At 53.0% G+C, this 14,939-nt stretch carries 10 protein-coding genes and 2 pseudogenes; 9 read left to right on the top strand and 3 right to left on the bottom strand.

Annotated features, from left to right (window positions below):
- The first annotated feature begins 3 nt into the window (after positions 1-3).
- The 7 genes and pseudogenes from HC231_RS11530 (at position 4) to HC231_RS11500 (ending at position 8,032) form a co-directional block, all read left to right on the top strand.
- The gene (locus HC231_RS11530; RefSeq protein ID WP_208231091.1) at positions 4-1,269 is read left to right on the top strand and encodes a 4-aminobutyrate--2-oxoglutarate transaminase; all 1,266 of its coding nucleotides are present in this window, start codon (positions 4-6) and stop codon (positions 1,267-1,269) included.
- 10 nt (positions 1,270-1,279) lie between these two features.
- On the top strand, positions 1,280-2,737 hold the full coding sequence (locus HC231_RS11525) for an NAD-dependent succinate-semialdehyde dehydrogenase (RefSeq protein ID WP_208231090.1): 1,458 nt from the start codon (positions 1,280-1,282) through the stop codon (positions 2,735-2,737).
- Positions 2,738-3,058: 321 nt separating this feature from the next.
- Positions 3,059-4,087 (top strand): ABC transporter substrate-binding protein, encoded by a 1,029-nt coding sequence (locus tag HC231_RS11520; protein WP_208231089.1) that lies wholly within the window; start codon positions 3,059-3,061, stop codon positions 4,085-4,087.
- 43 nt (positions 4,088-4,130) lie between these two features.
- A pseudogene (locus HC231_RS11515) lies at positions 4,131-5,401 on the top strand (ABC transporter permease).
- Positions 5,402-5,573: 172 nt separating this feature from the next.
- Positions 5,574-6,392: an ABC transporter permease gene (locus HC231_RS11510; protein ID WP_208231088.1), complete on the top strand. Its 819-nt coding sequence runs from the start codon at positions 5,574-5,576 to the stop codon at positions 6,390-6,392.
- Between the two features lie 71 nt (positions 6,393-6,463).
- Positions 6,464-7,513 (top strand): phosphotransferase, encoded by a 1,050-nt coding sequence (locus HC231_RS11505; protein WP_208231087.1) that lies wholly within the window; start codon positions 6,464-6,466, stop codon positions 7,511-7,513.
- Positions 7,514-7,696: 183 nt separating this feature from the next.
- On the top strand, positions 7,697-8,032 hold the full coding sequence (locus tag HC231_RS11500; protein WP_208231307.1) for a DMT family transporter: 336 nt from the start codon (positions 7,697-7,699) through the stop codon (positions 8,030-8,032).
- Positions 8,033-8,234: 202 nt separating this feature from the next.
- Here HC231_RS11500 and HC231_RS11495 read toward each other — a convergent pair whose 3' ends face one another.
- From HC231_RS11495 to HC231_RS11485, 3 genes and pseudogenes are all read right to left on the bottom strand, one after another.
- Positions 8,235-9,509 (bottom strand): acid phosphatase, encoded by a 1,275-nt coding sequence (locus HC231_RS11495; RefSeq protein WP_208231086.1) that lies wholly within the window; start codon positions 9,507-9,509, stop codon positions 8,235-8,237.
- Positions 9,510-9,654: 145 nt separating this feature from the next.
- Positions 9,655-10,865, bottom strand: a pseudogene (locus HC231_RS11490) (MFS transporter).
- A complete protein-coding gene (locus HC231_RS11485) occupies positions 10,865-12,064 on the bottom strand; it encodes a serine hydrolase domain-containing protein (protein ID WP_208231085.1) in 1,200 nt (399 codons plus the stop codon). Before HC231_RS11485 ends, HC231_RS11490 begins: the two are co-directional and overlap by 1 nt.
- A 130-nt stretch (positions 12,065-12,194) precedes the next feature.
- Between HC231_RS11485 and HC231_RS11480 the strand changes: the two genes are divergently transcribed.
- Both HC231_RS11480 and HC231_RS11475 read left to right on the top strand, forming a co-directional pair.
- Positions 12,195-13,073: a LysR family transcriptional regulator gene (locus HC231_RS11480; RefSeq protein WP_208231084.1), complete on the top strand. Its 879-nt coding sequence runs from the start codon at positions 12,195-12,197 to the stop codon at positions 13,071-13,073.
- A gap of 198 nt (positions 13,074-13,271) precedes the next feature.
- Positions 13,272-14,936: a ShlB/FhaC/HecB family hemolysin secretion/activation protein gene (locus HC231_RS11475; RefSeq protein ID WP_208231306.1), complete on the top strand. Its 1,665-nt coding sequence runs from the start codon at positions 13,272-13,274 to the stop codon at positions 14,934-14,936.
- The last annotated feature ends 3 nt before the right edge of the window (positions 14,937-14,939 follow it).

The raw sequence follows: 14,939 nt of genomic DNA, 5'->3' as shown, positions 1-14,939 counted from the left end.
AAAATGAGTAATAGCGAATTAAATCAACGTCGTTTGGCTGCCACGCCGCGTGGCGTAGGTGTGATGTGTGATTTCTATGCCGCCCGTGCAGAAAATGCCACGTTGTGGGACGTTGAGGGCCGTGAGTTCATCGACTTTGCCGCAGGGATAGCCGTGCTGAATACCGGCCATCGCCATCCGAAAATCATGGCGGCGGTGCGTGAACAATTGGAGTGTTTTACCCATACCGCTTATCAGATCGTGCCTTACGGCAGCTATGTCGCATTGGCCGAGCGTATCAACGCCCTGGCGCCCATCAAAGGCGCGGCAAAAACCACCTTCTTTACAACGGGCGCCGAAGCGGTTGAAAACGCAGTGAAAATTGCTCGCGCCTATACCAAACGCCCCGGCGTTATTGCATTTGGCGCGGCATTCCACGGCCGTACTCTGCTGACCATGACGCTGACCGGCAAAGTGGCACCTTATTCGACCGGTTTTGGCCCTTTCCCTGGATCTATTTTCCACGCATTGTATCCCAATGCGCAGACCGGCGTTACCGTTGAACAGTCGCTGGAAAGCATCGATCGGCTGTTGCATACCGATATCGCGGCGGATCAGGTAGCCGCGATTCTGCTGGAGCCGGTTCAGGGCGAAGGCGGGTTCAACATAGCGCCGCCGGAATTCATTAGCGCTCTGCGCAAACTGTGCGATGAGCATGGCATTCTGCTGATTGCCGACGAAGTGCAGAGCGGTTTTGCCCGTACCGGCAGGCTGTTTGCGATGGAATATTACGCTGAACAGGCCGATCTGATCACGATGGCGAAAAGCCTGGGCGGCGGTTTCCCCATCTCTGGCGTGGTAGGACGCGCCGATGTGATGGACGCGCCCGGCCCTGGCGGATTAGGCGGAACCTATGCGGGCAACCCGCTGGCGGTGGCATCCGCGCTGGCGGTGCTGGATGTGATCGAAGAAGAAAAATTGTGTCAGCGTTCGCAGCGCCTGGGCGCGGCGCTGGTGGAAACGCTGGAAAACGCCAAACAGCAGTGTCCGGCATTGGCGGCGATTCGCGCTCGGGGTTCCATGGTAGCCGCCGAATTTAACGATCCGCAAACCGGCAAACCTTCCGCCGAAATCACCCGCAAGTTCCAAAAAGCGGCGCTGGAACAGGGGCTGCTGCTGCTAACCTGCGGCGTACACGGCAACGTTATTCGTTTCTTGCATCCGCTGACGATCCCAGACGATCAGTTCAGCAAAGCTATGACCATTCTGACTCGTGTGCTAACGAAGTAAAAGGGATTCCATGCAATTGAATCAAAAAACATTATTCCGCCAACGCTGTTTGATTGACGGTGAATGGCACGATAGCCAGAACGGCGAACATCTTGATGTGATCAACCCAGCCAACGGCGAGGTGTTGGGCTCGGTTCCACTGGTAACGGCGTCACAAACGGAACAAGCGATCGCCGCCGCTGAGCTGGCGCAGGTCGGCTGGCGCCAGCGTACAGGGAAAGAACGTGCGGCGGTGCTGAAATCCTGGGCGCGTCTGATTATGGAAAATCAGGATGATTTGGCGGCGTTGATGACTGCCGAACAGGGGAAACCGTTGGCTGAAGCGCGCGGCGAAATTGCGTATGCCACCTCGTTCATCGACTGGTTTGCGGAAGAGGCCAAACGCGTCGAAGGCAGCGTATTGCAATCTCCCCAGGAGCAGCAGCGGCTGCTGGTGATTAAACAGCCGATCGGCGTTTGCGCGGCGATCACGCCATGGAATTTCCCGGCGGCGATGGTAACCCGCAAAGTGGCGCCCGCGTTGGCGGCAGGCTGCGCCATGATTGTTAAACCGGCTGAGCAAACGCCGTTTACCGCGCTGGCGTTGGCGTCGCTGGCGCAGCAGGCGGGGGTTCCTCGCGGCGTGCTGCAGGTGATCACCGGCGATGCGCCGTCGGTAGGTAAAATTCTGTGCGACAGCCCGGTCATTCGTAAATTGAGTTTTACCGGCTCAACCGAAGTCGGCCGCATTCTGATGGCGCAAAGTGCGCCGACGGTGAAAAAACTGTCATTGGAACTGGGTGGCAACTCGCCGTTCATCGTGTTCGACGATGCCGATCTGGATCTGGCGGTAAAAGGCATTCTGGCTTCTAAATTCCGCAACAGCGGGCAAACCTGCGTGTGCGCCAACCGGATTTATGTGCAAAAGAGCGTTTATTCCGCGCTGACGGAAAAACTGATTGCAGAAGTCAAAAAGCTCAAAGTGGGCGACGGCAGTCAGCCGGGCGTGACCCAGGGGCCGTTGATTGATGCCGATGCCGTCAGCAAAGTGCAGCAGCATATCGCCGATGCGTTGGATAAAGGCGCCACCTTGCTGTTTGGCGGTAAGCAGCCTGATGATCTGAGCGGAACGTTTTTTACTCCTACGATCGTCGGCGATGTTACCCGCGACATGCGCTTTGCCCGTGAAGAGACGTTCGGTCCGGTCGCGCCGTTGTTCCAGTTTACCGATGAAGCCGAAGTTATCGCCATGGCGAATGATACGGAGTTCGGTCTGGCGGCGTATGTCTACACGCGTGACGCCGTTCGTCAGTGGAGAGTGCCAGAGGCTTTGGATTACGGCATGGTCGGTATTAATACCGGGTTGATTTCTAATGAAGTCGCGCCATTCGGTGGTGTGAAACAGTCGGGACTGGGGCGTGAAGGATCGCGTTTCGGTATCGAAGATTATCTGGAAATGAAATACATCTGCGTAGATCTTTCCAGCTGATTTTCAGGTAAAAACATGAGGGGATAACAGTGCGATGAGGATTTTATTGCATTTGTTTAGCAAACCCCTCATGCACACTAATGGTGCGGAATAATTTTGGCTTCGCACTACTAAAAGGAAAAACCGGCAAAAGAAAAATTGTGCAAACGTTCGGTGAATTATTACCACGCGTTGTTCAGCCATCCTCGCCGGTTGCTGTGTCAATCTTTCATGAACTGTTGAAGTGGCACAGTTTGTGCTTAATCGTAATGTATGATGCATCAAGGACTTGATGCGTGACTTCCTGTTTTACGTTGACTAACACACTCCAGGAGCCAAGCTATGTTGAAGAAAATTGCCGTATCAGCCTTTCTCGTCGCAGTAGCCTGTCAGGCGCAGGCGGAATCCATCACCGTGATCTCCTTTGGCGGTACCAATAAGGACGCGCAAGACAAAGCATTTTACAAACCGTTTATCGCAGCGGGTAAAGGGACTATTCAAGCCGGAGAATATAACGGCGAGATGGCGCGTATCCGCGCGATGGTGGAAACCGGTCAGGTCGGCTGGGATGTGGTTGAAGTGGAAGGCCCGGAACTGCTGCGCGGCTGCAACGAAGGACTGTTTGAACCACTGGATTGGAAAGTCCTGGGCGATGAGTCGCAGTTTGTAAAAGGTTCGGTATCAGAGTGCGGCGCCGGGATTTTCCTGTGGTCAACCGTATTAACCTATAACGCGCAAAAACTGCAACAGGCGCCGAAGAGCTGGGCGGATTTCTGGGATGTGCAAAACTATCCTGGAAAACGCGCGCTGCGCAAAAGCGCTAAGTTCACATTGGAAATTGCGCTGCTGGCCGATGGCGTAAAACGCGAAGATATCTACAAAGAGTTGGCGACTCCCGCCGGCGTCGATCGCGCATTTAAGAAACTTGATCAGATTAAATCCAATATTCAGTGGTGGGAATCTGGCGCGCAACCGCTGCAATGGCTGGTTTCCGGCGATGTGGTGATGACCTCCGCCTACAACGGCCGGGTCGCTTCGGCGCAAAAAGAGGGGCATGACTTCCGAATTGTCTGGGCTGACAGTATTTACGATCTGGATAGCTGGGCGATTGTGAAGGGCACTAAAAATAAAGCATTGGCTGAGCAGTTCATAGCCTTCGCCAATCAGCCGGAAAACCAGAAAGTCTTCGCTGAAAATATTCCTTACGGCCCAACCAATATCAAAGCCACAAGTTTGATCGCGCCGGAAATCGCCAGCAACCTGCCGACGGACCCGCAGAACCTGGCGCAGTCGGTGCAGGTTGATACTGAATTTTGGATCGATCACGGCGAAGAACTGGAACAGCGCTTTAACTCATGGGCTGCTCAATAATTAAGAAACCGTTTTACCCGTAAGAATAATGGAGATAAAGCCTATGACCCAGAGCGAAATGGTGGCGGCCGCGCCGCCATCCGGTGAGAAAGAAGGGAACGCCAAACTGAAACAGCAATTGCATCAAGCCCAGGCGATGTATAAAAAGCGTTCCCTGTTGCTGATAGCACCTCTGTTTCTGTTTATTGTGGTGAGTTTTCTCTTCCCTATCACCTCGATTCTGGGAAAAAGCGTCTCGAATCCGGAATTAAGAGAAAATATGCCAGCCACCATAGCCGCTATGCGGCTATGGTCCGGCAAAGAAGTGCCGGATGAGAGCGTGTTCCAGGCCGTGGTCAGCGATCTGCGCGCCGCCCGCAGCGGCGGTAAGATCTCGGCGATTACTAAACGCCTGGGCTATGAAGGCGCGGAATACCGCACGCTGATTACCCGCACGTTGCGTAGCCTGCCGGCCGAAGGCAGTACCGACGTTCGCAGCCAACTCATCGGCGAACAGCCGCTGTGGGGCGAATTATCCACCTGGCAAACATTGGATCGCGCATCACGACCGTTTACCAGCTATTACCTGCTCGCGGTTTTCGACCACAAAGTGGATGCCAAAACCCAGGAAATCGTGCCGCAATCCCCGATCAATCGCTGTATATCGATGTGTTGCTCCGCACGCTGCTTATGGCCGGCGTTGTAACGCTGCTGTGCGTAGGGCTGGGATACCCGTTGGCGTACTGGTTGGCGAAACAGCCGTCTAACCGGGCTAATTTGCTGCTGATTTTGGTGTTGTTGCCTTTCTGGACGTCGCTGATTGTACGTACCGCCAGTTGGATTGTGCTGCTGCAATCCGGCGGGTTAATTAACCGTACGCTGATTAATATCGGCATCATCGATCAACCGCTGGTGTTGGTGTTTAACCGAGTCGGGGTTTATATCTCGATGACGCATATTCTATTGCCGTTCTTTATTCTACCGCTCTATGCCGTGATGAAAGGGATCTCTCCCAACTATGTTCGCGCGGCGATATCGCTGGGGGCGCATCCGTTCATTGCGTTCTGGCGGGTATATGTTCCGCAGACCTATGCCGGTGTGACGGCGGGGGCGCTGCTGGTCTTTATGATGGCGATTGGCTACTACATCACGCCGGCATTACTCGGCGGGCCAAGCGATCAGATGCTGAGCTACTTTGTCGCTTTCTTTACCAATACCACCATGAACTGGGGTATGGCCGCGGCATTGGGGACACAGTTGCTGGTTATCGTCACGCTGTTGTACGTGGTTTATATCCGCGTGACAAAAACCAATGCTGAAATTGCGGCGCGGTGATATCAACGCAATTTATGCCGGCTATTTTTACGCGCGATTAAATTGATATATCGACCCGGGTTGCAGATAGCTGCGGCCGGGTATGCCCAATGATGTTCAAGCTGCGGCAAATGAGGGAAGCGCCCACCGCCGCAGCTTGAAAAGTTAAGGATAGATACAAGGGGAAACGAATATGAGACAGCAGGGCGAGATAGTTATCCGCTTGTGGAATACGTTCTTTAATTTTTACGGTGCGGCCATGCTGCTGTTTCTGATCGTGCCAGTGCTGGTGATTGTGCCGCTTTCATTCAATGCCGGATCGTTTCTGAGCTACCCGCTGAGCGGCTTTTCTCTACGCTGGTATCATGAGTTCTTCAACTCAAGCGAATGGTTGGGCGCGCTAGGCAACAGTCTGCTGATAGCGCCGTTGGCTACGCTGCTGGCGACCATTCTGGGGGTATTGGCGTCGGTCGGGCTGGTACGCGGCGAATTTAAAGGGAAATCGCTGGTGATGGCGGTACTGATATCCCCCATGATCGCCCCGGTGGTGATTGTCGCTGTCGGTATGTTTTTCTTTTTCGCCAAGCTATCGTTGCTGAACAGCTATGTCGGTTTAGTGCTGGCGCATGCCATGCTGGGCGTGCCGTTCGTCGTTATTACCGTGACCGCCGTGCTTAAAAACTACGATCAGAATCTGACGCGGGCGGCGGCGAGCCTGGGGGCTCCGCCGTTGCTGGCTTTCCGTAAAGTGACGTTTCCGCTGATTGCGCCAGGCGTCTTTTCCGGCGCGCTGTTTGCGTTTGCCACCTCCTTTGATGAAGTAATCGTTACGCTGTTTCTGGCCAGTCCGCGCCAGCGTACGCTGCCGTTGCAGATGTTCGCGGGAATTCGGGAAAACCTTGACCCGACGATCGCCGCCGCGGCATCCATGATGGTTGGCGCTGCATTAATTCTGCTGATTGTCATGGAGATTTTACGTCGTAGAGCAGAGCGTCTGCGCGGCGGGAATTAATATCGTAGGGGCGGCGTATGTCAATGGTGATCGGCATGTTTGAATAAATTCCGTTAGGAGTGTAACCAGCCATGAGTCAACCAAAAACAGCAGTTACCGATCATCTGATGACGCAGTCAGTACCACAGGTATCTTGTCAGCAGGCGGCGGATATCGCCTTGCGGTTATATGGCTTGCGCGGGGACGTCGAGCTATTGCAGGGGGAGCGCGACTTGAACTTCTGTCTGTCGGTAACCCCTGAACGCCGCTATATGCTTAAGGTTATTAATGCGGCTGAACCTACCGAAGTTAGCCACTTCCAGACCAATATGTTGCTGCATATCGCCCAATATGCTCCGGACCTGCTCGTTCCCCGGGTTGTCATCACGCAGAACCAACTGGCCGAACCGGTGGTTAAGATCGGCGGCGTTTCCCTGCGGGTGCGCTTGGTCAGCTATCTGGAGGGCATACCGCAATACAAAGCGCCGCAGTCGGTTGAACTGATGCAGGCCTTGGGCGAAAATCTGGCGCGATTGGATCTGGCGTTGCAGAATTTCTCTCATCCCGCCGCTCATCGTCCGTTGCTATGGGATATCAGCCGGGCAGAGCAGGTGCGGCCTTATCTTGATTTTGTGGATGATCGACAACAATATCAGCAGGTAACCCGCATTCTGGATCGTTATGACCAGTTTGTCGCTCCCCGATTAAAATTGCTGCGTCAGCAAACCATCCATAACGACCTCAACCCGCACAATGCGCTGGTAAATCTCAATAATCCCACGCAGGTGACGGGCATTATTGATTTCGGCGATGCGCTGCACGCGCCGCTGATTGCCGAACTGGCGACGGCATTGGCTTACCAGGTCAGCGACAGCGAAAATCCGTTTGAATTCGTGACGCCATTTCTTGCGGCGTATCATCAGCAGCTACCGCTGACCGAGGAGGAAATCGCGCTGCTTCCCGACTTAATAGCGGTTCGTATGACGTTGGGAATAATCATTCCGCAGTGGCGTTCGGCATTATATCCCGAAAACAGGGATTATCTGCTGCGTAATTTGCCTCAATGCTGGCGCGGCCTGAGCCGAATGGCTAATTATTCATATGAACAATGCCATGCTTGGCTACGGCAGTCCTGTCAGTAGAAAGAATGATGACCGCTATATGACCATGCGGCACGGTAGTCGGATTATCACCGCGATACGTTTAGAAAATAAAATGCAGTAGCCTTCCTGCATACCTGGTTTTGTTGAGGATTAAACGCAATGCCTGTAGTATTGCCATCATCAAAAAAACAGGTTCAAATATTACATATTTTTGAAGGCATTATGTTTAAAGTGTATATTATTTTAGCGATATCTATTTTTGCCGAAACCATAGCGACAACGATGATGAAGGCATCCCATGGTTTTACCCGGTTTATACCTAGCGCCATCGTCGTTATCGGCTACGCAATATCGTTTTATGGCCTTTCGCAGGTTGTAAAAACAATGAATATCGGAATTGCATACGCAATATGGGCAGGTACGGGGATATTTCTTGTGTCGCTAATGTCCTATTTTATCTATAAGCAAAAACTGGATCTGCCCGCCATAATAGGAATGGGATGCATTGCCATCGGAATTATAATTATCCAGATGTTCTCTAAATCAATATCGCATTAATAGCGCAAATATAAATACCCATCGATGAATTATACAGTTAACCAATTACGCTAATTTCTTATATAAAGAAATAACGAAATAAAAAAAGGGAGGCTTTCGCCCCCCGCTGTAATTGCTGAATGAACGATTCAGGATACTCAGCGCGATCGCAAGTGTGCAAATTTCACCCTCTGATTTTTCCCGAAAACGGTTATCAGCGATATCAGTGCGTAGCCTGGCGAACAGCGTCGTGCAGATTCAACCGGTGCCAGAAACTTTGTTCGTCAGAGCCTGACAGCGGATAGCCGCCGGCATATGCCGTTTTAACCATCAACCGCTTACGTTCTGTGGCCGACAGGTTAGGCAGCGGAGCTTCAAGCAGCACTTCAGCGCCGTCTGGAACTTTAACCGGAGTCGCTTCTTTATGCTGTGCCGGCAAACCATATGTCATCGTGAAGCGGTAAAAAGTGGTCATGGCCGGATCGGTGTACGGGTCATCACGGCCTTCACTTTTCGCACAGGCACTCAGCGTCATCCCACACTCTTTTTCCAGCGCCGTACGCAACTGCGTTTTTGCCTGTTCAAACATCTGGCGGTATTGAGGGTCGTTCAGATAATGCGCGATGTTACGCTCTACGACCATCCGCGATCCGATGACATCAAGTGGATAGTGAACGCCCAATACCACGCGGGAAAAGCCGTAGCGAGCGCCGCGATCGATCAGCGGAACAAATCGTTCCGGCAGCATTTCCGCCAACAATAATGCATCGGTATAACCGGTGTTGGTGTGTCCGCTGGGGAACGCGCCGCCGGTTGCGCTATAAGGTTTGTTATCTTTCACCACAACGTTATCCGGAACCAGATGGATCGTGTTGTCGGGCTGTAAGAAGGGGCGAGGGTAGTTAAAGTGTGCCTTGGCGGCGGACGTGCTGACTTCTGAAGCCTTAATCAAAGCTGCGGCTTTGCTTATCTCGCCTTGATTGTAGGCGGTGATAAAGGCGTTGCCGAGACGCGGGCCTAAAGCATCGGCCAGAAAATAAAGATAATTGATGCCTTCTGCGTCCGCCAATGCCTGTTCTCGCTGACCTTGCGTGGCGTCACGGTTAATCTGCGTCACCGTCGCCAGATTTTTTTGCAGAATATCCGCGGGAAGCTGGGAGAAAGCGCTAAGAATTTCGATATCGGCCTGTTGGTTTTTCTTTTCTGCAAAATCATAGTTAATGCTGTGCAGCCACTGGGTATCAGCTACCCGATCGCTCTGTTTTGCGGTTTCCAACTGAGGACGAGTCAGGGATGGGGCGCTGCCCTGTAGCGCCTGCCGGAGCGCGGCCTGTATATTCAGTTCCAGCTCACTGAACTGATGGCTTTTACTCGCCGGCGTTGTGGTATCCACGATTGCGCCAATATCACTGATCTGAGTCGACGGCGGCATTGACCAAGCGGAATGCACGATCAGAAAGCTGCCGAGCATAGTTATCATGGGTCTACTGTAGCGCATGCGGCGCTCCTTTTTCTTTGTTAAAAACCGGGGGAAAAACGCGTTTTTTTCAAAGTAGACCCCGTTTATGATGAATTTATTACAGGATACATTTCGAGATATTGCTTAACCAAATGACACGCTTTGGGCGGGGCGCGAGATTCTTCTACCCCTCGCACTTGCAGCGTACGGCGTATATCTCGGTACGCGCTCCGGGCCTGAATCCATATTGATGAGACTGCCACGCAATAATCCAGCCCACAATCAACAGCGCCAGTAATATCCAGGGAAAACTGGTAACGCCAACGCTATGCAACAGTATTCCCCCACGATACCGCCGCTGGCGATGGCAAGATTCCACGCGACGACGATCATCGACTGAGCAACGTCAGCGCCGCTGCCCGCCGCATCGGCCGATGCGGTCTGTAATAGCGTCGCCGCGCCGCCAAACGTCAATCCCCAGAACGCCATGCAGAGATAAATAACGCCGGCGGAGGTTCCAGCCAGTGCCAAAACAAGCGAGGTAAGGGCAAAAATACCGACGCTGACCAATACGCCACGACGCAACCAGCGATCGACAACCAATCCGGTGATCCAGATCCCGGCCAGGGCGCTGACGCCGAACACCAGTAGTACGCTGTCTACCTGGCCGCTTATCCCCGCGTGCGCAAGAAACGGCGCGATATAGGTATAGAGGACGTTGTGAGCCAGAACCCATAACACGATCACCGAGAGAATCGGCCGTATGCCCGGCGTCGTCAGCACGCGGACAATTGATTTCATTTCCCCGGCCTTTTGCCCGGGGAAATTCGGCACTTTGAGCACAACCCAGCCGATCAGCAGCAGCGTTAGCCCGGAAATTACCGCGAATACGGTACGCCAGCTAACCACGGTTCCCAGCCATGCGCCTAACGGAACGCCCAGCGCCAGAGCAATCGGCGTTCCCACCATGGCAATCGCCATCGCGCGCCCTTGCTGATGCGGCGGCACCATTCGCCGGGCGCAGCCAGCCAGTAATCCCCAGGCAAGACCGGCGGCGGCGCCAGCCAAAAAACGCGCGGCCAACGTCAAGGCATACTGTGATGAAACCGCAGTGACGGTATTGAACAAGAAAAAACCGATGATTGCGGCCAGCAACGCGGAACGGCGTCCCCAACTTCGGGTCAGGGCAACCAGCGGAATGGCGGCCAGCATTGAACCAAGCGCGTAGAGCGTAACCAATTGCCCGGCCAGCGCCTGCGAAACATTCAGCCCCTGGCTGATAGACAGCAGAAGGCCGGAAGGCAAGGTTTCCGTCATAATGGCGATGAAACCGGTCATCGCCAGCGCCAGCAGGCCGGATAACGGGAAGCCTGACGAAGTTGGGCGTTGTTTCATCACTTTTTCCCTGCAAGCCCGACGTCATAAATGGCATCCCGCAGTTCGGTCACTAAGTTGCCGGACACTCCTTCATATAGGGTGTTGGTGAGCGCCACAGCGCTAATCCCTTGCAACCTATCGACAAACCAGGAATGACCGTAAACGCCGCCCCAGCGCCAGGTTCCCACCGATTCCGGAGAGTTCGCGGCGGCCGGATCGCGCAATATGGAAAATCCCAGCCCGAAACCAATGCCGGGCGCATCGGGAATAGTGAATCCTCCCGTTTGATCGCGGCCCATCTCTTCAACCAGTTCGGCGGAAAGCAGCGGCGCGCCGCCTTGACGCAGCGTTTCCAGTAATGTCATAACATCGCCGGCCGTAGCGATCATCCCGGCGCCGCCCGATGGAAACGCCCGCTGATTGTATGCCCGGGCAGGAGAATAGCGAACGCCGACGGTCTCTTCTGAAAGCGGCACGATTTCACCTTCCCGCAGGCGATGCGGCGCAGGCGTATCATTCACGTAGGGAGTGGCCAGACGCTCCGCGTCACGGGTATAAAAAGCGGTATCATCCATGTGAAGCGGAGCGGTAACCAGTGTGCGGACGGCGTCTCCGAGCGGTTGGTTGCAAACACCTTCAATCACCGCGCCCAGCACATCAATCGCCAGCGAATACTCCCAGGAACTGCCCGGCTGATACAACAGCGGTACGCTCGCCAACCGGCGAATATTTTCCGCCAGCGTGATATCGGCGTCATCCATACCGTCGGAAATGCCGGCGCGGGCGTAAGGACCATTGCCATCCTGTTCATGAAAACGGTAGCTAAATCCGGCAGTATGACTGAGCAACTGACGGGGTGTGATCGCGGGCGCTTCGCCGTTTGCCAGCCGCGGCTGAAAATCAGGCAACCAGCGGCGGATATCTTCATCAAGCCCCAATTTCCCTTGCGCGATCAGCGCCATTGCCGCTGTTGCGACAATCGGTTTGCTGACCGATGACAGACGAAACAGCGTTTCCTCTGTCATCGGCCGGCCGCTTTCCCGATCGGCAAGACCGGCCGCGCCGCGATATGCATCTTTGCCATGCCGCCGAACGATAACCACTGCGCCGACAATGCGCTGCTCGGCAATAGCTTGTTCGATTACGGTATTCAGGCGGGCGGATAGCGCGCCGTTGGGGGATGCCGGCTCGCTAACCGATGGCGATATCTCTGACATATTCAAGCTCCTTAGCGGGATAGTTACGTTACGGCTTAGATATAACGCAATATAGATTACTGGGAAATGCGGAAAAAGGAGGGTAAATTTCCATTATTAATGGACAATTTTGTCCGTAATCGGAGATGTCATGGACAGTCTAAGCAGTTTGACGCTGTTTGTTCAGGTGGCTGAAACGCGTAGTTTTGTAATAACAGGGCGTATGTTGGGCATTTCGGCGTCGGCGGTGGGGAAAAGCATCTCACGATTGGAAGCCCGGCTGGGCGTGCGTCTATTTCATCGCAGTACCCGCAGTATTACCCTGACCGTCGAAGGCGCTCTTTTTCTTGAGCGCAGCCGGCGCATTCTGTCGGAGGTTGAAAGCGCCGAGCAGGAATTATCGCAGATTGCGACGCTCCCGCGCGGACGGCTACGGGTCAGTCTGCCCGTGATTAGCTCGCTGTTGTTGCCGGTATTGGGCGACTTTATGCGTCAATATCCTGACATTGAATTGGATCTTGATTTCAGCGATCGTCAGGTTGATGTCGTTGAGGAAGGGTTTGACGCCGTGGTTCGCACCGGCAAACTGACCGATTCCCGATTGCTGGCCCGCAAATTGGGCGACTTCAACATGCTATTGGTCGCTTCGCCGGCTTACCTCGAACGGGCGGGCGTACCGCGCCAGCCCACCGATTTAACGCAACACGTCTGCCTGCATTACCGTTTTCCCAATAGCGGGAAACTGGAAACCTGGCCGCTGGTTAATGAGGCCGATCTGCATATTCCCATCTCCATGGTCTGCAATAATATTGAAACCCGGGTGTGTTTCGCATTGCAGGGGCTGGGCATCGCCTGTCTGCCGGATTTTGCCGTCAGACGCGAGCTGGCTGCGGACAACCTGCGCACCGTATTGGATGAATATGTCGCACGCACGGTCAGTTTGCACGTGGTCTGGCCGTCGGGTCGTTACCTAACGCCAAAACTGAGAGTATTTATCGATTTTCTTAGCGAACGCGTTTTGCTCTATTAATACAAACGTTGTCGTTTGATTGGCTATGCCGCATTCGTACTGAACAATTGAGCTTTAATTATTGTTTAGTGAAATATTTTGTATCGAATTAAAAGAAATTAATTATTATAGAACAATATATTGATTGATATATTGAGGTTGATAAGTAACGGTTTTACTATCCCAGATAAAATATATTAATTATCAGAGATGAAAATCGTGCGTGGTTTTATCAGTCTGCTTTTTATATTGCCTCTTTCTTTTTCTTATTCTGTATTTTCAGCTCCGCTTACTCCGGCTGATAGAAATGAAATACAGCAACGGCAAACGGAGCTCCTTGAGCAGTCAAGAGAGCAGCGCGAACGCCTATTACAACTGAATCAACCCCAGACGAGCCGGGATGCCGGGCAGGAGGGCGACCCGGGCCGTTGTTTTGCCATTCATGATATTCGCTATAACCATAGTTCATTATTGGATAAAAAAGATAAAGAACGGTTAAATAATAATTACATTAATCGGTGTATTAATGTTAACAAAATAAATCAACTTATTCATGATGTCAGTAATTGGTATATCGAGCGAGGTTATATTACCAGTCGCGCTTTTATTTCTGAGCAGGATTTGTCCGGCGGAATATTAACGATCGATATTCTGGAAGGTCGGCTGGAATACATTAAAATAAATAATGAATCAAAGCGTATTTTAAAACAGGTATTCCCTGGTCTTGAAGGCGAAATATTAAATCTCCGTGATATTGAACAGGGGATGGAACAGCTTAATCGTATGCCGACGCAGCAGGTAAGTATTGAAATTCTTCCGGGCAGCCGGCCAGGTTATTCCATCGTCAATCTGACAAGCAAAAAGCAGATACCGCTGACGGCAAACATCAGTTTTGATAATAGTGGTCAAAAAAGCACCGGACAATGGCAGCTAAACGGCGGTCTATGGGCGGATAATATGCTGGGGATTGCCGATCGCTGGTTTATCAGCGGGGGACGCAGCAGTGAATTTACTGACGGAAAGAACGCCGACAATCTGCAAGCGGGCGTGTCGTTGCCGTATGGCTATTGGAACCTCGACTATGACTATTCTCAAAGCCGCTATCGTAATGATTTTCTGAATCGGGATTTCCTCTGGCATTCGACCGGCGATAGTCAGACGCACCGTCTGTCGGTATCGCGCGTGGTTTTTCGTAATGGCGATATGAAAACCAGTCTATCGGCGGGCATGACTCACCGTATCGGCCATAACTACCTCAATGATGTACTTTTGCAATCCAGCAGTCGAAAACTCAGCACGGCAATTGCCGGCGTTAATCACAACCAGAAACTGTGGGGCGGGTTGGCGACATTTAACCCGGCGTACAGTCGCGGGACACGCTGGTTTGGGGCGGAAAGCGATATTGGCAAAGACAGCGATGCGCCGCGGGCGGCGTTTAACAAGCTGACGCTGGCCGCCAGTTATTACCATCCGATCAGCGAAAACATTAGTTATCTCACCAACATCTACGGTCAGTACTCCGCACAGGCGCTATATGGCAGCGAGCAGGTCACGCTGGGCGGGGAGAGTTCGGTACGCGGATTTAAAGAACAATACCTTTCAGGCGATCGTGGCGGCTATTGGCGCAATGAAATCAACTGGCGACCTATGACGTTGCCATTATTGGGCGAACTGACCTTAACGGCGGCGCTGGACGGCGGCCGAATTTTTGCGCATCACGGGGATAGCGAATCCGGCGGCACCTTGTGGGGCGCGGCGGTCGGAGCGGGAGTCGCCAATCGATATTTGTCACAGCAGATCGCCGTCGGCTGGCCGCTGGATTATCCAGACTGGCTCAAGCCTGACGCTGTAGCCGTTTATTACCGTCTGGGTCTTTCTTTTTAGCCG

The sequence above is a fragment of the Brenneria izadpanahii genome, assembly GCF_017569925.1.
Classification (GTDB): domain Bacteria; phylum Pseudomonadota; class Gammaproteobacteria; order Enterobacterales; family Enterobacteriaceae; genus Brenneria; species Brenneria izadpanahii.
Note: the sequence above shows the minus strand (reverse complement) of the source record. Positions and strands in the feature narration are given on the sequence as shown.